General features: G+C 65.2%; 18 protein-coding genes. 10 read left to right on the forward strand and 8 right to left on the reverse strand.

All coding sequences use genetic code 11. The features are described 5' to 3' along the window. Position 1 precedes the first annotated feature (1 nt). From fdhF to JG743_RS00655, 7 genes are all read left to right on the forward strand, one after another. Entirely contained in the window at positions 2–2,914 is a 2,913-nt protein-coding gene (fdhF, locus tag JG743_RS00625) for a formate dehydrogenase subunit alpha (RefSeq protein WP_202297019.1), read from the forward strand. 2 nt (positions 2,915–2,916) lie between these two features. Next, entirely contained in the window at positions 2,917–3,747 is an 831-nt protein-coding gene (gene fdhD, locus JG743_RS00630; RefSeq protein WP_202297021.1) for a formate dehydrogenase accessory sulfurtransferase FdhD, read from the forward strand. After that, positions 3,737–4,051 (forward strand): formate dehydrogenase subunit delta, encoded by a 315-nt coding sequence (locus JG743_RS00635; RefSeq protein WP_202297023.1) that lies wholly within the window; start codon positions 3,737–3,739, stop codon positions 4,049–4,051. The genes fdhD and JG743_RS00635 overlap by 11 nt, the downstream gene beginning before the upstream one ends. A 122-nt stretch (positions 4,052–4,173) precedes the next feature. After that, on the forward strand, positions 4,174–5,727 hold the full coding sequence (locus tag JG743_RS00640) for an alpha/beta fold hydrolase (RefSeq protein WP_202297034.1): 1,554 nt from the start codon (positions 4,174–4,176) through the stop codon (positions 5,725–5,727). Between the two features lie 109 nt (positions 5,728–5,836). After that, on the forward strand, positions 5,837–6,313 hold the full coding sequence (locus JG743_RS00645) for a carboxymuconolactone decarboxylase family protein (protein WP_202297036.1): 477 nt from the start codon (positions 5,837–5,839) through the stop codon (positions 6,311–6,313). A 79-nt stretch (positions 6,314–6,392) separates the two neighbouring features. Beyond that, the gene (locus JG743_RS00650; RefSeq protein ID WP_202297038.1) at positions 6,393–6,755 is read left to right on the forward strand and encodes a nuclear transport factor 2 family protein; all 363 of its coding nucleotides are present in this window, start codon (positions 6,393–6,395) and stop codon (positions 6,753–6,755) included. 148 nt (positions 6,756–6,903) lie between these two features. Then, positions 6,904–7,218 carry a hypothetical protein gene (locus tag JG743_RS00655; protein WP_202297040.1) on the forward strand — a complete coding sequence of 105 codons (315 nt, stop codon included), beginning with the start codon at positions 6,904–6,906 and terminating at the stop codon, positions 7,216–7,218. 318 nt (positions 7,219–7,536) lie between these two features. On the opposite strand, the gene JG743_RS00660 is transcribed toward JG743_RS00655, so the two are convergent. The 7 genes from JG743_RS00660 to JG743_RS00690 form a co-directional block, all read right to left on the reverse strand. Next, positions 7,537–8,964 (reverse strand): gamma-aminobutyraldehyde dehydrogenase, encoded by a 1,428-nt coding sequence (locus tag JG743_RS00660; protein ID WP_202297042.1) that lies wholly within the window; start codon positions 8,962–8,964, stop codon positions 7,537–7,539. A gap of 104 nt (positions 8,965–9,068) precedes the next feature. Continuing rightward, the gene (locus tag JG743_RS00665) at positions 9,069–9,884 is read right to left on the reverse strand and encodes an ABC transporter permease (RefSeq protein WP_202297044.1); all 816 of its coding nucleotides are present in this window, start codon (positions 9,882–9,884) and stop codon (positions 9,069–9,071) included. After that, complete coding sequence (locus JG743_RS00670) at positions 9,874–10,842, reverse strand: ABC transporter permease (RefSeq protein WP_244673031.1); 969 nt, start codon at positions 10,840–10,842, stop codon at positions 9,874–9,876. The genes JG743_RS00665 and JG743_RS00670 overlap by 11 nt, the downstream gene beginning before the upstream one ends. Beyond that, positions 10,839–11,837, reverse strand: a complete 999-nt coding sequence (locus tag JG743_RS00675) for an ABC transporter ATP-binding protein (RefSeq protein ID WP_202297046.1) — start codon at positions 11,835–11,837, stop codon at positions 10,839–10,841. Before JG743_RS00675 ends, JG743_RS00670 begins: the two co-directional genes overlap by 4 nt. A gap of 204 nt (positions 11,838–12,041) precedes the next feature. Then, positions 12,042–13,196, reverse strand: coding sequence for an ABC transporter substrate-binding protein (locus tag JG743_RS00680; protein ID WP_202297048.1), 1,155 nt, complete (start codon positions 13,194–13,196; stop codon positions 12,042–12,044). A gap of 237 nt (positions 13,197–13,433) precedes the next feature. Further along, positions 13,434–14,345 (reverse strand): LysR substrate-binding domain-containing protein, encoded by a 912-nt coding sequence (locus JG743_RS00685; protein WP_202302361.1) that lies wholly within the window; start codon positions 14,343–14,345, stop codon positions 13,434–13,436. Between the two features lie 74 nt (positions 14,346–14,419). Further along, on the reverse strand, positions 14,420–15,199 hold the full coding sequence (locus tag JG743_RS00690; RefSeq protein WP_202297050.1) for a DeoR/GlpR family DNA-binding transcription regulator: 780 nt from the start codon (positions 15,197–15,199) through the stop codon (positions 14,420–14,422). A 395-nt stretch (positions 15,200–15,594) separates the two neighbouring features. Between JG743_RS00690 and JG743_RS00695 the strand changes: the two genes are divergently transcribed. After that, a complete protein-coding gene (locus JG743_RS00695) occupies positions 15,595–16,485 on the forward strand; it encodes a phosphotransferase family protein (protein WP_202297052.1) in 891 nt (296 codons plus the stop codon). Beyond that, positions 16,482–18,923, forward strand: coding sequence for a GcvT family protein (locus JG743_RS00700; protein WP_202297054.1), 2,442 nt, complete (start codon positions 16,482–16,484; stop codon positions 18,921–18,923). The genes JG743_RS00695 and JG743_RS00700 overlap by 4 nt, the downstream gene beginning before the upstream one ends. A 71-nt stretch (positions 18,924–18,994) precedes the next feature. Here the strand turns inward: JG743_RS00700 and JG743_RS00705 are convergent, their stop codons facing one another. Continuing rightward, on the reverse strand, positions 18,995–19,627 hold the full coding sequence (locus JG743_RS00705; RefSeq protein WP_202297056.1) for a class I SAM-dependent DNA methyltransferase: 633 nt from the start codon (positions 19,625–19,627) through the stop codon (positions 18,995–18,997). A gap of 110 nt (positions 19,628–19,737) precedes the next feature. Between JG743_RS00705 and JG743_RS00710 the strand changes: the two genes are divergently transcribed. Continuing rightward, positions 19,738–20,640, forward strand: a complete 903-nt coding sequence (locus JG743_RS00710) for a phosphotransferase family protein (RefSeq protein ID WP_202297058.1) — start codon at positions 19,738–19,740, stop codon at positions 20,638–20,640. Positions 20,641–20,659: the final 19 nt, after the last annotated feature.

Genomic DNA, 20,659 nt, shown 5'->3' on the forward strand with positions numbered 1-20,659 from the left:
GATGAACATCAAGGCCGACTTCCCGACCTTCATCGAAGAGATCGACTACGGCACCCCGGAATCGAGGGCTGAAAAGCAGGTCACGCTGACCGTCGACGGCCGCAGCATCAGCGTGCCGGAAGGCACCTCGATCATGCGCGCGGCGATGGAAGGCGGGGTCGAGATCCCGAAGCTCTGCGCCACCGACATGCTGGACTCGTTCGGCTCCTGCCGCGTGTGCCTGGTCGAGATCGAAGGGCGTGGCGGCACGCCGGCCTCGTGCACCACACCGGTCGGCGAAGGCATGGTTGTGCGCACGCAGTCGGACCGGCTCGACGCCATCCGCCGCGGCGTCATGGAGCTCTACGTCTCCGACCATCCGACTGGCTGGAACGAAAAGGCCGGCACCGGCGCCAGCGAGTTCGACGTTGTGGCGAAGTCGGTCGGCCTGACCGAGAACCGCTACGGCGTCGAAGGCCGTAACCACGTCAAGGAAGAGAACGGCGTCGCGCCTGGCCATGGCTCGCTGGCCGTCGACTACATCGCCCGCGACGAATCCAACCCGTATTTCACCTATGATCCGGCGCAATGCATCGTCTGCTCGCGCTGCGTGCGGGCCTGCGAGGAAGTGCAAGGCACTTTCGCGCTGACCATCGAGGGCCGCGGTTTCGAATCGCGCATGGTCGCCGGCATGCATGAGGATTTCATCGCTTCCGAATGCGTTTCCTGCGGCGCCTGCGTGCAGGCCTGCCCGACCGACGCGCTGCGCGAGAAGACGGTGCTGGAAAAGGGCATGCCGGAGCGCTCGGCCGTCACGACCTGCGCCTATTGCGGCGTCGGCTGCTCGTTCAAGGCGGAAGTGAAGGGTGACGAGGTCATCCGCATGATGCCCTACAAGGATGGCAAGGCGAACCACGGCCACTCCTGCGTGAAGGGCCGTTTCGCCTATGGCTACGCCACCCACAAGGACCGCATCCTGTCGCCGATGATCCGGGAAAAGATCTCGGATCCGTGGCGCGAAGTGAGCTGGGAAGAGGCGATCGCCCATACGGCCAAGGAATTCCGCCGTATCCAGTACCAGTACGGCCGCACCGCGATCGGCGGCATCACCTCCTCGCGCTGCACCAACGAGGAGACCTATCTCGTCCAGAAGCTGGTGCGCCAGGGCTTCCGCAACAACAATGTCGACACCTGCGCGCGCGTCTGCCATTCGCCGACCGGCTACGGGCTCGGCCAGACCTATGGCACCTCGGCCGGCACGCAGGATTTCGATTCCGTCGAATTCACCGACGTCGCCGTCATCATCGGCGCCAATCCGGTTTCGGCCCACCCGGTGTTCGCCTCGCGGCTGAAGAAGCGGCTGCGCCAGGGCGCCAAGCTGATCGTGCTCGATCCGCGCCGCACCGAGATGGTGAAGTCGGCGCATGTCGAAGCGGACTATCACCTGCCGCTGAAGCCCGGCACCAACGTTGCGGTGCTGACGGCGCTGGCGCATGTCATCGTCACCGAGGGCCTGTTCGACGAAGCCTTCATCCGCGAGCGCTGCGACTGGGCCGAGTTCCAGGACTGGGCGTCCTTCGTCGCCCTGCCGGAAAACAGCCCGGAAACCGTCGGCAAGCTTTCCGGCGTCGACCCCGAGCTCATCCGCGGCGCCGCGCGCCTCTACGCCAAGGGCGGCAATGGCGCGATCTACTACGGCCTCGGCGTCACCGAACACAGCCAGGGCTCGACCACGGTGATGGCGATCGCCAACCTCGCCATGGCCACCGGCAATATCGGTCGGCCGGGCGTCGGCGTGAACCCGCTGCGCGGCCAGAACAACGTGCAGGGCTCCTGCGACATGGGTTCGTTCCCGCACGAGCTGCCCGGCTATCGCCACATCTCGGGCGAAGCGGTGCGCGACATCTACGAGAGCCTGTGGGGCGTGAAGCTGGACGACGAGCCGGGCCTGCGCATCCCCAACATGCTGGACGCCGCCGTCGACGGCTCCTTCAAGGGCATCTACATCCAGGGCGAGGACATCCTGCAGTCCGACCCCGACACCAAGCATGTCGCCGCCGGTCTTGCCGCGATGGAATGCGTCGTCGTGCACGACCTCTTCCTCAACGAGACCGCGAACTACGCGCATGTCTTCCTGCCGGGCTCGACCTTCCTCGAGAAGGACGGCACCTTCACCAACGCCGAGCGCCGCATCAACATGGTGCGCAAGGTTCTGGAGCCGAAGGCGCGCTATGCCGACTGGGAAGCGACGCAGGAGCTCGCCCGCGCGATCGGCCTCGACTGGAACTACCAGCATCCTTCCGAGATCATGGACGAGATCGCCAAGACGACGCCGAGCTTCGCCAACGTCTCGTTCGAGTTGCTCGACCGTGTCGGATCGGTGCAGTGGCCCTGCAACGACAAGGCGCCGCTCGGCACCCCGATCATGCATGTCGACGGCTTCGTGCGCGGCAAGGGCAAGTTCATCCGCACCGAATATGTGGCGACGGACGAACGGACCGGGCCGCGCTACCCGCTGCTGCTCACCACCGGCCGAATTCTGTCGCAGTACAATGTCGGCGCGCAGACCAGGCGCACCGAAAACGTGATGTGGCATGCCGAGGACCGGCTGGAGATCCATCCGCACGATGCCGAGAACCGCGGCATTCGCGAAGGCGACTGGGTGCGGCTGACCAGCCGTTCCGGCGAAACCACGCTGCGCTCGCTGATCACCGACCGTGTCTCGCCGGGCGTCGTCTACACGACCTTCCACCACCCGGACACGCAGGCCAACGTGATCACGACCGACTTCTCGGACTGGGCGACCAATTGTCCGGAGTACAAGGTCACCGCCGTGCAGGTGGCGCCGTCCAACGGGCCGACCGACTGGCAGAAGGACTATAACGAGCAGGCCCGCCAGAGCCGCCGCATCGCCCCGCTGGAAGCGGCGGAGTAGTCTTGGCCGCGCGCCGCAAAGCAACGACGCAAATCTCGCGGCTGGCGCACCGCGCCAGCGGCACCGCGGCCGCGAACCGCATGGTGCCGGAGGAGACGCCGGTGGCTTTCTCCTATGCCGGCACCACGCATGCGGTGATGATGGCAAGCCCCGCCGATTTCGAGGATTTCGCGCTCGGCTTCTCGCTGACCGAAGGCATCGTTGCCGACCAGCAAGAGATCGAGGCGATCGAAGTTGAGGATCTCGGCGCCGGCATCGACATCCAGATAAGGTTGAAGGACAAGGCCAATACGCGCTTCCAGGCGCGGCGGCGCAGGCTTGCCGGACCGGTCGGCTGCGGCCTGTGCGGCATCGAATCCATCGAGGAGGCGATGCGCTCGGTCGACGCGGTCGGTTCGTCAAAGCTTACGCTTGAGGCCGAGGACATCGTCCGCTCGGTCAAGCTCCTGTCGAAGGTGCAGCCGTTGCACACTGAGACCGGCGCGGTGCATGCCGCCGGCTTCTATGTGCAGGGCAAGGGCATCGTCATGGCGCGCGAGGATGTCGGCCGCCACAACGCGCTGGACAAGCTGGCCGGCGCGCTGGCCAGGGCCGGCATTGACGGTCCGACGGGCGCCGTCGTGGTGACCTCGCGGGTCTCGGTGGAGATGGTGCAGAAGACGGCCGCCATCGGCGCCGCCATCATCATCGCCGTTTCGGCGCCGACGGCACTTGCCATCCGTACCGCCGAGGCCGCCGGGATGACGCTGGTGGCGCTGGTGCGCGGCGAGGAATTCGATATTTTCACCCACCCTGACCGGGTGGTCTGCGGAGTTGCCAAGCATGTCGCATGACGAAGATCACATCACGAGCACCAGGGAAAAACTGGTGCGGATGGCCAACCAGATCGCAACCTTCTTCGATTCGAAGCCGCGCGAGGAAGGCATTGCCGGCGTCGCCGAGCACATCAACAAGTTCTGGGAACCGAGGATGCGGCGGCAGCTGTTCGAGATGCTTGACGGCGGCACCGAGCATTTCAACGAGCTGGTCGTGGCGGCTGCCGCCAAGATCAAGCGGCCCAAGACGCCCGAACAGGCCGACACGAGCATCGGATACACCGGGCCTGCGCAAGGCGAGAGCGGTGCTTTGCACAAGTAATCCGGCCTTCGCACCCGATCGCCGAAGGTCTTATATTTCAGCTCTCTAAAGTTTGTCTGCCGCTTGCGGCATGGCTCTGCTATGGTCGACGAGAAAAAATCGTCTGGCCGGCAGGGTGTTGCGTGAGGCCGATCGAGACCCGATACGCCCGTAGCGGCGATGTGCGGATCGCCTACCAGGTGGTCGGCCAGGGCTCGTTCGATCTCGTCTTCGTGCCGGGCTTCATCTCCAATCTCGACCTGCAGTGGGAGGACGAGGGTTACAGCCGCCTGCTGAAACGCCTTTCGGCCTTCTCGCGACTGATCCTGTTCGACAAGCGCGGCACGGGTCTCTCCGACCGCGTCGACAGCCACCATCTGCCCAGCCTGGAAACCCGCATGGACGACGTGCGCGCGGTGATGGACGCCGCCGGCAGCGGCCGCGCGGCGATCTTCGGCACCTCGGAAGGGGCACCGATGGCGATGCTGTTCGCGGCCACCTATCCTGAGCGGACACGCGCGCTGGTCCTCTATGGCGGCTATGCGAATTTCCACAAATGGGTGATGCCGCCGGAGCGCCTCGAGGCGTTCATCGCGACGACGGAAACGGCATGGGGCACCGGCGCCACGCTGCCCAATTTCGCGCCGGGCCGGGTCGATGACCCGCACTTTTCGCGATGGTGGGCGCGGTTCGAGCGGCTGTCGGCGAGCCCGACGGCGGCGGCCGCGCTGGCGCGCATGAATGCCGGCATCGACGTGCGCGATGTCCTCGGCACGATCAGTGCGCCGACGCTTCTGATCCATCGCCGCAGTGATGTGCGGGTCGACCCGGAGGCGAGCCGCTTCCTTGCCCGCAAGATACCCGGCGCTCGGCTGGTGGAGATCGCTGGGCGCGACCATCCGGTGTGGACCGGCGATGTCGACCGCGTGGCCGATCTGGTCGAGGAGTTCCTGACCGGCGAGCCGGCCGTGGCCGACACCGAACGTGTGCTCGCCGCACTGCTGGTGACGCGCATCTACGACACCGCCAAATTGGGCGACCGGATGTGGGGCGAGCGCAGTCTGCGCTACCAGGAGACCTGGCGGATGCTGGTCGGCCGCCACGGCGGCCGCACGAGCGGCACGCATGGCGAATTGATGGTCTCGCGCTTCGACGGGCCGGCGCGCGCCGTGCGCTGCGCGGCGGCCCTGCGCGAGGCGGCGCAGCAGATCGGCGTGGCGAGCGCGCAAGGCGTCCATGTCGGCGAGATCGAGCTGCGCGGTCCGCCGGTCGGACTCACGGCGCGCGTGACCATGCAGCTCGCCGGCCTTGCCGGGCGCGGCGATATCCTGGCTTCGCGGCTGGTCGCCGACCTGGTGGTTGGCTCGGGCCTGCATTTCGTCGACGCCGGCCGCGTCAGCCTCGACGAGCTGGAGGAGCCGCTGCCGGTGGTGCACGCGACATCGGAACAGCATCTGGAACCGGCCTGCCGGCAGAAGGCCAGGCCGGCCGAGCCGGCGGCGCTGACGGCGCGCGAAAGCGAGGTGGTGAACCTGATCGCCGATGGCAAGAGCAATGCCGCGATCGCCGCCGAGCTCAGCCTCAGCGAGCATACGGTCAAACGTCACGTCGCCAACATCCTGCTGAAGCTCGACCTGCCGTCGCGGGCGGCGGCGGCGGCATTTTCCGCCAGGCACACTGGCTCGGACGGGCCATGAGAGCCATGGCGCTTTAGGGGGAAGCGGCAGGGGGCACGGCGGCGCTATCCATTTCTCCATGCAGGCCAGGCGGGTGTCGCCGGTAAAGGCGCTGCGAACGGAGGATGACATGAAGTCGAACCGGACACTGAAATCGCTGGTGATCGCGGCAAGCCTTGGCGCGACCTTCACTCTTGCGCCCGCAAACGCCGAGGATGCCTCGGCGACGGCGGCCTACAAGGACATCCAGGCAACGCTCGGCTCGGTGCCCGACATGTTCAAGACGCTGCCCGATGTCGCGGTGGCCGGCGCCTGGGCCGAGATCAAGGGCGTGCAGCTCAATCCCAACACCGCGCTCAACGGCAAGACCAAGGAACTGATGGGCCTTGCGGTGGCCTCGCAGATCCCCTGCCAGTACTGCATCTACTTCCACACCGAAGCGGCCAAGCTCAACGGCGCGACCGACGAGGAGATCAAGGAGACGATCGCGATGGCGGCCATCGTGCGCCACTGGTCGACGATGCTCAACGGCAGCCAGGTCGATCTCGCCACCTTCAAGAAGCAGACCGACGACGTGTTCGCCGCCGTCAAGGCGAAGTCGCAGTGAGGAACCCGCCGCCCGGCGATGAGCGCCGGGCAGCACTCGATCATCAACCGCCCGAGACGACGGGCACATGGAGGATGAAATGCTGACCAAGACACAGATCGTGGACGGCACGACGATCAAGAAGGCGATCGAGGGCCGTGACGGCAAGCTGCTGGCGAGCTTCTACACCGACGATGCGCTGGTTCGGGTGATCGACCGCAACAATCCGCCGAGCAAGCCGCGCGAAATCCGCGGCCGCGCCGCGATCAGCACCTTCTGGGACGACATCTGCAGCCGGGCGATGACCCACAAGGTCGACACCACCATCGCCGATGGCGACAACCTCGCCTTCACCCAGGCCTGCGCCTATCCGGACGGCACCAAGGTGTTCTGCGCGGCGATGCTGGAGCTGAAGAACGGCCGGATCGCGAAGCAGACCGTCGTGCAGGCCTGGGACGAGTAGGTGAGGCGCGGGTAGATCAACAGCGGAACCTGTCCATCCCGATCGAAGCGGGAGGGGCTCCATTCAAGTGCCGGAGCATGATCCTTTGCGAAACCGGATTCCGCTCTTCGGGATCATGGTCGGGCCGCAACCTCGGAGGAGAACGACGATGTTCAGCGCCAGATGGCAGATCGACGCCAAGTTCGGTCACAAGCAGACCGTGCTCGACATGATGCGGCAATGGGAACGCGAGGTCGGCTCGCAGGTCGGCATCGCCGATTTGAAGTTCCAGATCATGACCGGATCGATCGGTGCGCACGAATCGAGGATCGAGTCGCACCATGAGGTCGAAAGCCTGGCCCAGTTGGAGGCATTCTTCGCCAAGCTCGGCAAGATCGAGGCACATGCCAAATGGGGTAAGGCGTTGGAGCCCTTTGTCGTATCGGGCACCAATGTCTGGGAGATCTACCGGATCGTCGAATAGCCGCGCAGGTCCCAATCATCATGCCTGTTGCCCGGAACCGCTGTCGGTTTTGGGCGACAGGCGTTTGGGTCCGGTCGTCAGCTCTTGCGGCCGAAACTCGTGCGCTGACCCGCCTTCGCGGGTTTCTGGACGACCGTGAGCTTGTCGCCAACCTGCGGCTCGCGGCCCTCGCTCAAATCCATTTCGCCTGGAGGGCGTCCGCGCCGGCGCCGACGCGCGAGGTGCCGGTGAACTGGTGAGCTGAATAGTTTAAAGATGGCGGCACGCCGCCATCTTCTTCCAATCTTGCCGGTGGCGGCGGTGTCCCTTCAAACGGCGCTAGCCATACGCCACCATCACATGGCGGACGGCGGTGTAGTCCTCCAACGCGTAGAGCGACATGTCCTTGCCGTAGCCGGACTGCTTCAGCCCGCCATGCGGCATCTCGTTGGTCAGCATGAAATGGGTGTTGATCCAGGTGCAGCCATATTGCAGGCGGGCGGCGGTCGCCATGGCGCGCGAGACGTCCTTGGTCCACACCGACGAAGCAAGGCCGTAGTCGCTGTCATTGGCCCAGTTCACCGCTTCGTCGACTTCCGTGAAGCGCGTGATCGAGACGACCGGGCCGAACACCTCGCGGCGCACGATCTCGTCCTCCTGCAGCGCGCCGGCAACGACCGTCGGCTGGTAGTAGAAGCCCGAGCCCTCGCCCGGCTTGCCGCCGGTGGTGATCTCGATGTGCTTCAACTCCGAAGCGCGCTCGACGAAGCTCGACACGCGGTCGCGCTGGCGGCGCGAGATCAGCGGGCCGATTTCGTTTTCGGTATCATCCGGGCGGTTGTACTTGATGGTCGAGACGGCGGAGGAGAGGTCGGCGACCAGCCTGTCGTAGACCTTCCTGCCGGCGTAAATGCGGCAGGCGGCGGTGCAGTCCTGGCCGGCATTGTAGTAGCCGAAGGCGCGCAGGCCGTTGACCACGGCGCCGAGGTCGGCGTCGTCGAAGACGATGACCGGCGCCTTGCCGCCGAGTTCCAGATGCGTGCGCTTGACCGACTTGGCGGCCGCCTGCAGCACCTTCTTGCCGGTGGCGACGTCGCCGGTGATCGAGATCATGTTGACCTTGGCATGGTTGATCAGCGCATTGCCGACGCTGTCGCCGCGCCCGAGCACGACGTTGACGACGCCTTCCGGCAGGATCTCGGCGAGGATCCTGGCCAGCTTCAGCGACGTCAGCGGCGTCTGCTCGGACGGCTTGAAGACGACCGTGTTGCCGCCGCCGATCGCCGGCGCCAGCTTCCAGGCCATCATCATCAGCGGATAGTTCCAGGGCGCGATGGAGGCGACGATGCCGATCGGGTCGCGCCTGACCATCGAGGTGTGACCTGGGAGGTATTCGCCGGCGACCTGGCCGGGCATGGAGCGAACGGCACCGGCAAAGAAGCGGTAGCAGTCGACGATCGCCGGGATCTCGTCATTGAGCACGGCGTTGATCGGCTTGCCGCAGTTCAGTGCCTCGAGTGCCGCAAATTCCTTGGCCTCGGCCTCGATGCGGTCGGCGATCCTCAAGAGATAGCCGGAGCGCTGCGCCGGCGTGGTGCGCGACCAACTGACGAACGCTCGTTCGGCGGCACTGACCGCCGCCTCGATCTGCGCCGGGCTGGCTTCAGGCAGGTTGAGAATGGTCGCCCCGGTCTTCGGATTGAGGATCGGCTCCTCAGTCTCGGTGCCCTTCTCGAAGGTCGAGCCGATCAGCATCTGGGTGTCCATTAACGTTCTCCCTAAACAGGAGCGAGTAGCCAATAGCGAATAGCGAATAGGGTTTGGCTGTCGGTTTTCCCTATTCGCTACTCGCTACTCCCTATTCGCAGTTTTCATTTTCCGCTGCCGGCGATCTGGTCGCCGTCGCGGGTCAGGTAATAGGCAAAGAGGATCGGCAGCAGCGTCACCAGCACCACGACCATGGCGACGACGTTGGTGACCGGGCGCTGGCGCGGACGGATCAATTCCTCCAGCATCCAGATCGGCACGGTCTGCTGCTGACCGGCGGTGAAGGTGGTGACGATGACTTCGTCGAAGGACAGTGCGAAGGCCAGCATGCCGCCGGCAAGCAGCGCCGTGGCGATGTTGGGCAGCACGACATGCCTGAAGGTCTGGAAACCGTCGGCGCCGAGGTCCATCGAGGCCTCGATCGTCGAGCCGGAGGTGCGGCGGAAGCGGGCGACGGCATTGTTGTAGACGACGACCACGCAGAAGGTGGCGTGGCCAAGCACGATCGTCCAGAACGAGAACGGGATGTCGGCGAGCGCAAAGGCCGAGCGCAGGGCGATGCCGGTGATGATGCCGGGCAGCGCGATCGGCAGGATGACCAGCAGCGAGATGGTCTCGCGGCCGAAGAAGCGCGTGCGCGAGACTGCGGCGGCGCAGAGCGTGCCAAGCAACAGCGCGATCGTCGTCGAGATGGCGGCGACACGGATCGACAGCGACAGCGCCTCCCACACATCCGGGCGGTTCCAGGTGACGGCGAACCATTGCGTGGTCAGCCCCGGCGGCGGCCAGACGAAGCTCTTCTCCTCGGTCGTGAAGGCATAGACGAAGATCAGCAGGATCGGGAGGTGCAGGAAGAGCAGGCCGCAGGCGGCGGCGATCTTCAAGCCGAGCGGGGCGGAAGGCGAGCCGTCAGAGCGCATCGAAGGCCCCCATGCGCTTGGCGCCCCAGAGGTAGAAGCCCATGATGACGATGGGCACGACGGTGAAGGCGGCGGCGAGCGGGATGTTGCCGGCGGTGCCCTGCTGCGAATAAACCGCCTGGCCGATGAACAGGCGCGACGTGCCGATGATCTGCGGGATGATGTAGTCGCCCAGCGTCAGCGAGAAGGTGAAGATCGAGCCGGCGACGATGCCGGGCAGCGCCAGCGGGAACAGCACGTTGCGGAAGGTCTGGCCGGGCGAGGCGCCGAGATCGGACGAGGCCTCGACCAGATTGCCGGGCACGCGCTCGAGCGCCGCCTGGACGGGCAGGATCATGAAAGGCAGCCAGACATAGACGAAGGCGATGAAGGTGCCGGTGAAGGAGACCGACAGCGAATTGCCGCCGACGACGGGCAGCGACAGCCAGGCGTCGAGCAGCCACAACAGGTTCAGCTTGCCGAGCAGCCAGGTGAGGATGCCTTCCTTGGCGAGGATGAGCTTCCAGGCATAGACCTTGACCAGGTAGCTCGACCACAGCGGCAGCATGACGCCGAGATAGAACAGCGCCTTCCAGCGGCCGCGCGCATAGCGCGCCGCGTAGTAGGCGATGGGGAAGGCGATGACCGCCGAGGCGAGTGTGACCAGCGCCGCCATCGTCACCGTGCGCAGGATGATGTCGAGATTGGCGGCCTGGAGCAGGTCGCCATAAGTCTTCAGCGTGAACTCGCGGTTGATGAGGCCGGAGAACTCGTCGATCGAAAAGAAGCTTTGCGCCAGGAGCGCGAACAGCGAGCCGATGTAGACGATGCCGAGCCACAGCACCGGCGGCAGCAGCATGAGCAGCAGCAACAGCTTCGGCCGGCGCCAGAACAGGTCGGAGAGCGCGCCGCGCGGACCGCCGCTGCCCGGGAGGATGGCAGGGGCAACCTTCGACGGTATCGTCGCCTCGATGCTCATGCCGGCTCGTCCATCAAATGCAGCTGATCGCGGTTGAAGGTGAGCATGACGGCTTCGCCTTCCACCGGCAGCGCGACGCCGGCGGGCACCACGGCGTGCAGCCGCAAGCCGTCGGCATCGAGCGCCAGCCTGGTGGTGGCGCCAAGATAGTTGGTCGAGACCAGACGGGCGGCAACGCCGTCGCCGCTCGCCTCGCGCGTGACGCGGATGGATTCGGGGCGCAGGCTGCCCCAGCGGTGCTGGCCGGAATAGCGCTGGACGAAGTCCGGCGGCAGCACGTTGGAGGAGCCGACGAAATCGGCGACGAAGCGCGTCTTCGGACGCTGGTAGATGTCTTCCGGGGTGCCGATCTGCATGATCTTGCCGTCGTTGAAGACAGCGACCCGATCAGCCATCGACAGCGCCTCGCCCTGGTCGTGGGTGACGAAGACGAAGGTGATGCCGAGCACCTTCTGCAGCGACTTCAGCTCTTCCTGCATGTTCTCGCGCAGCTTGAGGTCGAGCGCGCCGAGCGGCTCATCGAGCAGCAGCACCTTGGGCTGGTTGACGAGCGCACGGGCGAGCGCGACGCGCTGGCGCTGGCCGCCGGAGAGCTGGCCGGGACGGCGGGCCCCGTAGCCCGGAAGCCTGACCAGCGACAGCGCCTCTTCCGCCGCCTTCTGCCGCTCCGGCTTGCCGACGCCCTTGACCATCAGCCCGTAGGCGACGTTGTCGAGCACGTTGAGATGCGGAAACAGCGCATAGTCCTGGAAGACGGTGTTGACGTTGCGCCGATAGGGCGGGACGCCCTCGGCGCGCTCGTCGAAGATCGAGATCGAGCCCGACGTCGGCTGCTCGAAACCGGCGATCAGGCGCAGGCATGTGGTCTTGCCGGAGCCCGACGGGCCAAGCATGGCGAAGAACTCGCCCGGCGCGATGTCGAGATCGACCGCGTCGACGGCACGAACGCTGCCGAAATGGCGGGATACTTTCTGGAAGGAAACGGCCGAGGTCATGGGCTGTCAGTCTTTTGCCGGGTTGTCTTTGGTCGAAATCGCTCTCGCTGCCGGCAATCGGGCAGCGCAAATGGCACGGCACTCCACCTCCCCTCAAGCGGGGAGGACGTCGGGAAGCCGCGGGTGGGTGGCAGCGAGGAACCTGCCCGGCTGACCACCCCGACGCTACACGTCGCCCCTCCACAAAGGGGAGGGTAAGGGCGCTCACCGCCCGCCGATGACGCCGATATAGTCCGACACCCAGCGGTAATAGGGTACGCACTGGTTGTTCTCGCTGGCGCATTTCGACACCGGCGTCTTCCAGAACTTGATCTTGTCGAAATAGTCGTAGCCGTTGGTCTTGCAGCCCTCTCCGCCAAGCAGCTCGTTGCCCTTGCAGGCGTCGGGCACCACCGGCAGCGAGCCGAACCAGGCGGAGACATCGCCCTGCACCTTGGGCGACAGCGAATGCTCGAGCCACATATAGGCGCAGTTCGGATGGGCGGCGTCGGCCTCCATCATGGTGGTGTCGGCCCAGCCGGTGACGCCTTCCTCGGGAATGGTCGAAGAGACCGGCTTCTTGGCAGCGACCAGCGTGTTGACCTGGTAGGGCCAGGAACCCGAGGCAACCACGCCTTCGTTCTGGAAGTCGTCGACCTGGATCGCGGCATCATGCCAATAGCGGCCGACCAGCGTGCGCTGGACGCGCAGCAGGTCGAGCGCGGCCTTGTACTGGTCCTCGGTCAGCTCGTAGGGGTCCTTGATGCCAAGCTCCGGCTTGTGGAACATCAGGTAGTTGGCGGCGTCGGCGATATGGATCGGGCCGTCATAGGCCTGGACGCGGCCCTTGTTCGACTTGCCGTCGGGCAGCTTCATCTCCTCAAAGACAATGTTCCAGCTCTTGGGCGCTTCCTTGAAGACATCGGTGTTGTACATCAGCACGTTCGGGCCCCACTGATAGGGGACGCCGTAGTGCACCTTGTCGACCGTGAACCAGGGCGCGTCCTTGAGGCGGTCGTCGACCGTCTTCCAGCTTGGGATGAGATCGGTGTTGATCGGCTGGACGCGCTTGCCGGCGACCAGGCGTAGCGATGCATCGCCCGACGCGGTGACGAGATCGAAGCCACCTTCGTTCATCAGCGAGACCATCTCGTCTGACGTGTTGGCGGTCTTGACGTTGACCTTGCAGCCCGTGTCCTTCTCGAAGGACGTCACCCAGTCATAGCCCTTGTCGGTTTCGCCGCGCTCGATATAGCCCGGCCAGGCAACGATGTTGACTTCGCCCTCGCCCTTGCCGAGTTCCTTGACCTGGGCGATGGCCTGGCCGGAGAAGGTCAGCGCGACCGTCAATGCGGTGCACGACTTCAGGAATGCATTCATCATCGATCTCCCATTTTGGCGCATGACCCCGAAGACCCGTCCGGCTTCGGAAAAGACCATGCGCTCCCTCAGACATCAAAGCGCCCGCCAGCCCAAGGCGGATGAGCGGCGCTTCAAGGGGCCGCACTCCACGGCGGCTTTGGTTCCCTGGAAGGAAGGTGCTGCGAAATGCCCGGTTTCGCAAATTCATTTGTCAGAAAGGCGATATCGGTTTTACCGATAGATAGCGATCTACCCTTATGGGCGCTGGCGGACGGTGCGCTGCGACTGGGCAAGGCCGATGAAGTCGCGCGCGGCCTGCGGCAGGCTGGAGCCGCGGCGCCAGACCATGCCGACCTGGACGACCGGCAGGGCGCCGGAAATATCGCGCGATTCGATGCGGTCGCCTTCCAGCGACCACGGCCGATAGACAAGATCGGGCAAGAGCGCCACGCCGGCGCCGGTGGCGACGAGGCTGCGTACCGCCTCGACCGAACGGGTGCGGAAAGCGACATGCGGCTTGGCGCCGAGCGCTGCCAGCAGCTTGCCGGTGTTTTCCTCGATTTCGTCGACAGTGAGCATGATCAGCGGCTCGGAAACGATGTCGCCAATGCCGATGATGTCGGCGCTGGCCAGCTTATGGCTGAGCGGTACCCACAAACGGTAAGCCGAGACCTCGAGGATTTCCAACTGCAGCGCGGTGCGGTCGCGCAGGTTCGAGGTGACCATGACGGCGATGTCGAGCTTGCCGCCGATCAGCAGGTGCTCGAGGTAGTCGCCATTGTCCTCGATGGCCGAGACCTCGACGCCCGGATAGGCGCGGCGGTAGCGGGCAAGAAGGTCGGACAGCACATAGCCGGCGACCAACGAGGTGACGCCTAGCTGCAGGCGGCCGCCAGCCACCAGCTGGTCGCCGAAGAAGGCGCGGCGGGCATCGGACACATCCGCCAGGATCTTGGTCGCGTGGCGCAGGAACTGGTGGCCCTTGTGGGTGATGTTGAGGCCGCGCGGGTGGCGCTCGAACAGTTCGACGCCGAGGTCGCTCTCCAACTCCTTGATCGCCTCGGTGACCGAGGACTGCGAGATGGAGAGGTTCTGCGCGGCGCCGGACACGGTGCCCTGCTCGGCGACGGCGACGAAGAACTGCAGCTGGCGGATGGTGAAGGCCATGGCGGGACTAAACACTGGCGGGGCGCGGAAGGAAAGCGGGCCGCTGTCCGGCCCACAACATCGCTGCCCTGGCCTTACCGGCTGTCGTCCTCGCCGAACGCAACGCTGATCCGCGCGCCGGCCCCGGCGAGCGCCGCGGCGATGTTGCGCGGCGGCGGCCGGTCGGTGGCGAGTTCGGAGAAGCCGTCGAAGCCGCAGACCCGGACCAGCCCCTGGCGGCCGAACTTGCTTTGATCGGTGACCACCACGGAGCGCTGGCCGCGCGACAGCACCATGCGAGCGAATTCAGCTTCTTCCAGATCATAGTCCATCAGGCCAGCGAGGGCGTCGACCGCGCCGATGGAGATCACCGCATGGCTGACGGAGAAGCGGCTGACGAAGTCGATGGCCGAGACGCCGAAGGCGGCGCCGGAATCGCTGCGCAACTCGCCGCCGGCCATATAGACCTTGTTGCCGTTTACGGTGGCCAGCGTGCGGGCGATGTCGGACGAATTGGTGACGACGGTGAGCCGCCGGTGGCCAAGCAGCTCGCGCGCAAGGAACGAGGTGGTCGTGCCGGTGTCGAGCATCACCGACTCGCCGTCGCGAATGGTGGCGGCGACCATGCGGGCGATGGCGCGCTTGGCATCGGCATTCTCGCGCATGCGCCGCTCGAACGGCGCCTCGCCGGCCATCGCCGGCAGGCTGACGGCGCCATGCATCTTCAGGATCGACCCGTCATGGGTGAGCGGCTTGACATCGCGGCGCACCGTCTCCAGCGAGACTCCCAGCCGGTCGGCCAGGCTCGCGATGGTGATGGTGCCCTCCTCGTTCAGAAGCCGCAGGATCTCGGCATGCCGTTTCGAATGGATCATATGGGGGGCTTCCATATTTTGACCGATTCTAAGGCAATCCTGCCGTTTTTAAAGGAACTGCTTATACTTTCGGGCAAAACACCCAAAAAAAGTCACAGCTTTTGATTGACAGCCGACCAACGCTGGCGTGAGATCAAGGGCATGACAGTCTCGGAACTGCCGGACAAGGCAGAGCCGCAATTGACTAACCAGACTGCCCGGAATGGGCCTGGTGCGAGGAATTTTCAGATCCGCGGGGGCGGATGCCGGGATCACAAACCTGGCCAAGGGGCTCGTCGGTGCGGTGCGGGATACCGGTCCTGGCGTCCCGCACCGACGAGATTTTTGCATTGCCCATTTCCATCGCGCGCTGTCTGTGGCGCTTTGCCGAAGCGCCGCCGAACCAGGAATAGACCGTGACCACCATTGAAGACCGCATCCGCGCCCTGCCCTGCTGGACCGGCACGATCGACATTGAGCCGCTGCCGGGAGGCTTGAGCAACGCCAACTATCTGGTCAAGGATGCGGCCGGCCGGCATGTCGTGCGCTTCGGCCAGGATTTTCCTTTCCACCACGTCTTTCGCGAGCGCGAGGTGATGACCTCGCGCGCGGCGCATGCCGCAGGCTTCGCGCCAGCCGTCCGCTATGCCGAGCCGGGTATCATGGTGACGCAGTATCTCGGCGCAAGGACTTATACAGGCGAGGATGTTCGCGCCAATATCGGCCGCGTCGCGGCGCTGATGCGCGGCTTCCACCGCGAAATGCCCAATCATGTCTCCGGCGCCGGCTTCATGTTCTGGGTGTTCCATGTCATCCGCGACTATGCGCGGACGCTGGACGAAGGCGGCAGCCGCAAGCGTGACGAGTTGCCCCGCTATCTGACGCTCGCCGACGACCTCGAACGCGCGCAGAAGCTGCTGCCGATTGTGTTCGGCCATAATGACCTTTTGCCGGCCAATATTCTCGACGACGGCAGTCGGCTCTGGCTGATCGACTTCGAATATGCGGGCTTCAACACGGCGATGTTCGACCTTGCGGGCTCGGCCTCCAACGCCGGCCTGAGCGACGAGGAATCCTTCGCCCTGCTCACCGCCTATTTCATGAAGGAGCCCGACGATGCGATCCGCCGCTCGCATGCCGCCATGCAATGCGCGTCGCTGCTGCGCGAGGCGATGTGGAGCATGGTCTCCGAACTCTATCTCGACGCGCCGGGCATCGACTACGTCGCCTACACCGAGGAGAACCTGACGCGGCTCGACGCGGCGCTGGACCACTACCAAACGAAGTACGGAAGACTGAACCCATGACCTTGCCCAGCCACGCCGGGATCGTCGTCATCGGTGGCGGCATCATCGGCTGCTCGACGGCCTATCATCTGGCGCGCGACCACAAGGCCGATGTCGTGCTGCTGGAGCAAGGCAAGCTGACCTCGGGCTCGACCTGGCACGCGGCCGGACTGGTCGGCCAGCTGCGCTCTTCGGCCTCGATCACGCGCGTGCTGAAGTATTCGGTCGAGCTCTACAAAGGGCTGGAGGCCGAGACCGGGCTCGCCACCGGCTGGAAGATGACCGGGTGCCTCAGGCTTGCCACCAATGCCGACCGCTGGACCGAGTTCAAGCGGCTGGCGACGACGGCGAAGAGCTTCGGTATGGACATGCAATTGCTGTCGCCGGCCGAGGTAAAAAGGATGTGGCCGCTGATGGAGAGCGGCGACCTCGTCGGCGCTTCCTGGCTGCCGACCGACGGCCAGGCCAGCCCCTCCGACATCACGCAGTCGCTGGCCAAGGGCGCGCGCATGCATGGCGCCAAATTGTTCGAGGAGGTACGCGTCACAGGCTTCGGCATGAAGGACGGCCGCATCACGGTGGTGAAGACCGACAAGGGCGACATCGCCTGCGACAAGGTGGTGAACTGCGCCGGGCAATGGGCCCGCCAGGTCGGCGCGATGGCCGGCATAAACGTGCCGCTGCAGCCGGTCAAGCACCAGTACATCATCACCGACAAGATCGAGGGGCTTGCGACCGACGCGCCGACGATCCGCGACCCCGACCGCCGCACCTATTTCAAGGAAGAGGTCGGCGGGCTGGTGATGGGCGGCTATGAGCCGAACCCGCAGGCCTGGACGACCGGCGACGTTCCCGATGACTGGGAATTCCGGCTATTCGACGACGACTACGATCACTTCGAGCAGCATATGGCGCAGGCGATCGAGCGGGTGCCGGCACTGGCCGATGCCGGCGTCAAGCAGATGATCAACGGACCGGAAAGTTTTACGCCGGACGGCAATTTCATCCTCGGCGCGGCACCCGAATGCGCCAACATGTTCGTCGGCGCCGGCTTCAACGCCTTTGGCATCGCGTCGGGCGGAGGTGCCGGCTGGGTACTGGCGCAATGGGTGGTCGACGGCGAGGCGCCGCTCGACCTCTGGGTGGTCGACATAAGGCGCTTTTCCGGCCTGCACCGCGACCGGCAATGGGTGTGCGACCGCACGCTGGAAGCCTACGGCAAGCACTACACGATCGGCTTCCCGCATGAGGAATACCTCTCGGGCCGGCCGCGCATCGTCTCGCCGCTCTATGAGCGGCTGAAGCAGCACCGCGCCGTGTTCGGCTCGAAGCTCGGCTGGGAGCGGCCGAACTGGTTCGCGCCCGAGGGCATGGCGCCAGAAGATGTCTACTCGATGGGCCGACAGAACTGGTTCCCGGCGGTCGGCGACGAACACAGGCACGTGCGCGAGAAGGTCGGCATCTTCGACCAGTCCTCCTTCGCCAAATATGAGATGACCGGCGCGGATGCGCTGAAGGCGCTCGACTGGATCTGCGCCAACGATGTCAACAAGCCGGTCGGCCGGCTGACCTACACGCAGCTTCTCAACACGCGTGGCGGTATCGAGGCGGACCTGACCGTGTCGCGGCTTGGCGAGGACAGGTTCTACATCGTCACCGGCACCGGTTTTCGCACGCATGATCTGTCGTGGATCGAGGACCATGTCGGCAAGGGCCTCGACGTGACGCTGAAGGATGTCAGCGAGGATTTCGGCACGCTGACGCTGATGGGGCCGCGCGCCCGCGACGTGCTGTCGACGGTGATCGATGCGGATGTCTCCAACACCGCCTTTCCGTTCGGCCATGCGCGCGAGATCACGATCGCCGGCCACACGGTGAAGGCGCTGCGCGTCACCTATGTCGGCGAGCTGGGCTGGGAGCTGCATGTGCCGATCGCCGCAACTGGCGAGATCTTCGACACACTGATGGCGGCGGGCAAGGCGCATGGCATACGACCGGTCGGCTACCGAGCGCTGGAGTCGCTTCGGCTGGAGAAGGGCTACCGCGCCTGGGGCTCCGACATCACCCCCAACGACACGCCGCAGGAAGGCGGCCTCGGCTGGGCGGTGAAGCTGCGCAAGAACACCGATTTCCTCGGCCGCAGGGCACTCGAAAAGGCCGGCGGCGAGGCACTGAAGAAACGCTTTGCCGGCTTCACCGTCGACGACCCGGAGACGGTGCTGGTCGGGCGCGAGACCATCCTGCGCAATGGCGAGCCGGTCGGCTACCTCACCAGCGGCGGCTATGGCTACACGATCGGCAAGAACATCGGCTACGGCTATGTGCGCAACGCCGACGGCGTGAGCGACGATTTCCTCGCTTCGGGCGACTATCAGCTGGTGGTGGCGATGGACCGCACGCCGGCAAAGATCCATCTGGAGCCGATGTACGATCCGGCTGGGGCAAAAATCAAAGCCTGACCAGAGTATCTGTCTTAGGCAATTCCGGACGGAAAACCGCTACACACTTTTCCTGGAATTGCTCTTGCAGATCAGGCGACGCCCAGGACGAGGCCGCGGCTGGGCACGGTGTCGGCTTCGCCGGGCATCGAGACATAGGGCGCCGTTTCCTCGACCCGGACAACCGTACCTTTCGCCTCGAGGTCGGCGATGCTTTTGGCAAAGCCCCCTTCCCACAGGGTGTTCTTGACCGTCAGCACGATGACACCGCCGGGCTTGCAGATGCGGATCAGTTCGTCCAGCCCTTCGGCGCCGACATGGCCGGAGGTGAAGACGCCGGCCGAGACGATGCCGGCATAGGCATTGTCCGCGAAGGGCAATGGCCCACCCATCGCCAGGCAGTGAAGTGCGGCGTAGACGCCTTTGGCGGCCGCCTTGTCCAGCATGCCTTGCGAAATATCGAGCGCCTCGACCTTCGGGTAGCCGGTGATGGCCAACCACTCGCCGATCAGGCCGGTGCCGGCGCCGGCGTCGAGCAGCGGCGCCGCGCCGCGCGGCAGATGGCGGGCAAGCAGCGCCAGGCAGATCGTCGGATGGCGGTAGCCGGCCGCCGACATGTCGGCGTCGTAGGTTTCCGACCAGCTATCATAGAGCGCCGCCACTTCCTCGGGCCGCGTCGCGGCGTAGGCTGCGCTGAGCGCACCCAGATGTTTGCTGTCGGTCATCGCTGCTTTGCCGTCGCCTGATCGAGTCGCCTTCGATCCGATGATAGCCAAACGGCGAAAACTGTGGAACCGTCCCCACCATAAATAGGGCGTGAAGGTAAATACGGGGCATGACTATGGACGAGGCGCGCGCGGCGTTGGCCGCCATTCCGGTGCTGGCGGGCTACCAGGGGCCGCTGGAACGGCTCGGCGGTCTCACCAATCTGGTCTACAGGGCGGGCGATCTTTGCCTGCGCATCCCGGGCAAGGGCACCGAGGAATACATCAACCGCGCCAATGAGGCGGTGGCGGCGCGCGAGGCAGCCAGGGCCGGCGTCAGTCCCGAGGTGCTGCATGCCGACGCCGGGACCGGCGTGCTGGTGACCCGCTTCCTAGCCGGCGCCGAGACGATGTCGCCGGAAAAGTTCAAGACGAGACCCGGCAGCCCGGCACGCGCGGGCGAGGCCTTCCGCAAGTTGCATTCATCCGGCGCGGTCTTTCCCTTTCGCTTCGAGCTGTTTTCAATGATCGACGACTATCTGAAGGTACTGTCGACCAAGGATGTCGCGCTGCCCGAAGGCTATCACGACGTGGTGCGGGAGGCTGACGGCGTGCGCGCCGCGCTCGCCGTCCATCCCGCTCCGCTTGTCGCCTGCCACTGCGATCCGCTGTGCGAGAACTTCCTCGATACGGGCGACCGGATGTGGATCGTCGACTGGGAGTATTCGGGCATGAACGATCCGCTCTGGGATCTCGGCGACCTCTCGGTGGAAGGCAAATTCGACGACGCCCAGGATGAGGAGCTGATGCTGGCCTATTTCGGCCGCGAGCCAAAGCCCGCCGAGCGCGGGCGCGTCGTTATCTACAAGGCGATGTGCGACCTTCTCTGGACGCTTTGGGGTTTGATCCAGCTTGCCAACAACAATCCGGTCGACGATTTCCGCGCCTATGCCGACGGCCGCTTCGCCCGCTGCAGGGCGCTGATGGAGACAAAGGAATTTTCAGAGCACCTGGCGGCTGCAAGAGCAGCGTGAGCACCAGCGGCAACGGATT

It is taken from the genome of Mesorhizobium sp. 131-2-1, assembly GCF_016756535.1.
Lineage (GTDB): Bacteria > Pseudomonadota > Alphaproteobacteria > Rhizobiales > Rhizobiaceae > Mesorhizobium.

What these genes read in the sequence shown, in the direction of transcription:
- JG743_RS00655 (WP_202297040.1), top strand. Translation starts at nt 6,904, where the DNA reads ATGTTCAGCGCCAGATGGCAGATCGACGCCAAGTTCGGTCACAAGCAG.
- JG743_RS00635 (WP_202297023.1), top strand. Translation starts at nt 3,737, where the DNA reads ATGTCGCATGACGAAGATCACATCACGAGCACCAGGGAAAAACTGGTG.
- JG743_RS00665 (WP_202297044.1), bottom strand. Translation starts at nt 9,884, where the DNA reads ATGCGCTCTGACGGCTCGCCTTCCGCCCCGCTCGGCTTGAAGATCGCC.
- JG743_RS00645 (WP_202297036.1), top strand. Translation starts at nt 5,837, where the DNA reads ATGAAGTCGAACCGGACACTGAAATCGCTGGTGATCGCGGCAAGCCTT.
- fdhF (WP_202297019.1), top strand. Translation starts at nt 2, where the DNA reads ATGAACATCAAGGCCGACTTCCCGACCTTCATCGAAGAGATCGACTAC.
- JG743_RS00705 (WP_202297056.1), bottom strand. Translation starts at nt 19,627, where the DNA reads ATGACCGACAGCAAACATCTGGGTGCGCTCAGCGCAGCCTACGCCGCG.
- JG743_RS00685 (WP_202302361.1), bottom strand. Translation starts at nt 14,345, where the DNA reads ATGGCCTTCACCATCCGCCAGCTGCAGTTCTTCGTCGCCGTCGCCGAG.
- JG743_RS00650 (WP_202297038.1), top strand. Translation starts at nt 6,393, where the DNA reads ATGCTGACCAAGACACAGATCGTGGACGGCACGACGATCAAGAAGGCG.
- JG743_RS00660 (WP_202297042.1), bottom strand. Translation starts at nt 8,964, where the DNA reads ATGGACACCCAGATGCTGATCGGCTCGACCTTCGAGAAGGGCACCGAG.
- JG743_RS00690 (WP_202297050.1), bottom strand. Translation starts at nt 15,199, where the DNA reads ATGATCCATTCGAAACGGCATGCCGAGATCCTGCGGCTTCTGAACGAG.
- JG743_RS00710 (WP_202297058.1), top strand. Translation starts at nt 19,738, where the DNA reads ATGACTATGGACGAGGCGCGCGCGGCGTTGGCCGCCATTCCGGTGCTG.
- JG743_RS00670 (WP_244673031.1), bottom strand. Translation starts at nt 10,842, where the DNA reads ATGAGCATCGAGGCGACGATACCGTCGAAGGTTGCCCCTGCCATCCTC.
- JG743_RS00700 (WP_202297054.1), top strand. Translation starts at nt 16,482, where the DNA reads ATGACCTTGCCCAGCCACGCCGGGATCGTCGTCATCGGTGGCGGCATC.
- JG743_RS00675 (WP_202297046.1), bottom strand. Translation starts at nt 11,837, where the DNA reads ATGACCTCGGCCGTTTCCTTCCAGAAAGTATCCCGCCATTTCGGCAGC.
- JG743_RS00680 (WP_202297048.1), bottom strand. Translation starts at nt 13,196, where the DNA reads ATGAATGCATTCCTGAAGTCGTGCACCGCATTGACGGTCGCGCTGACC.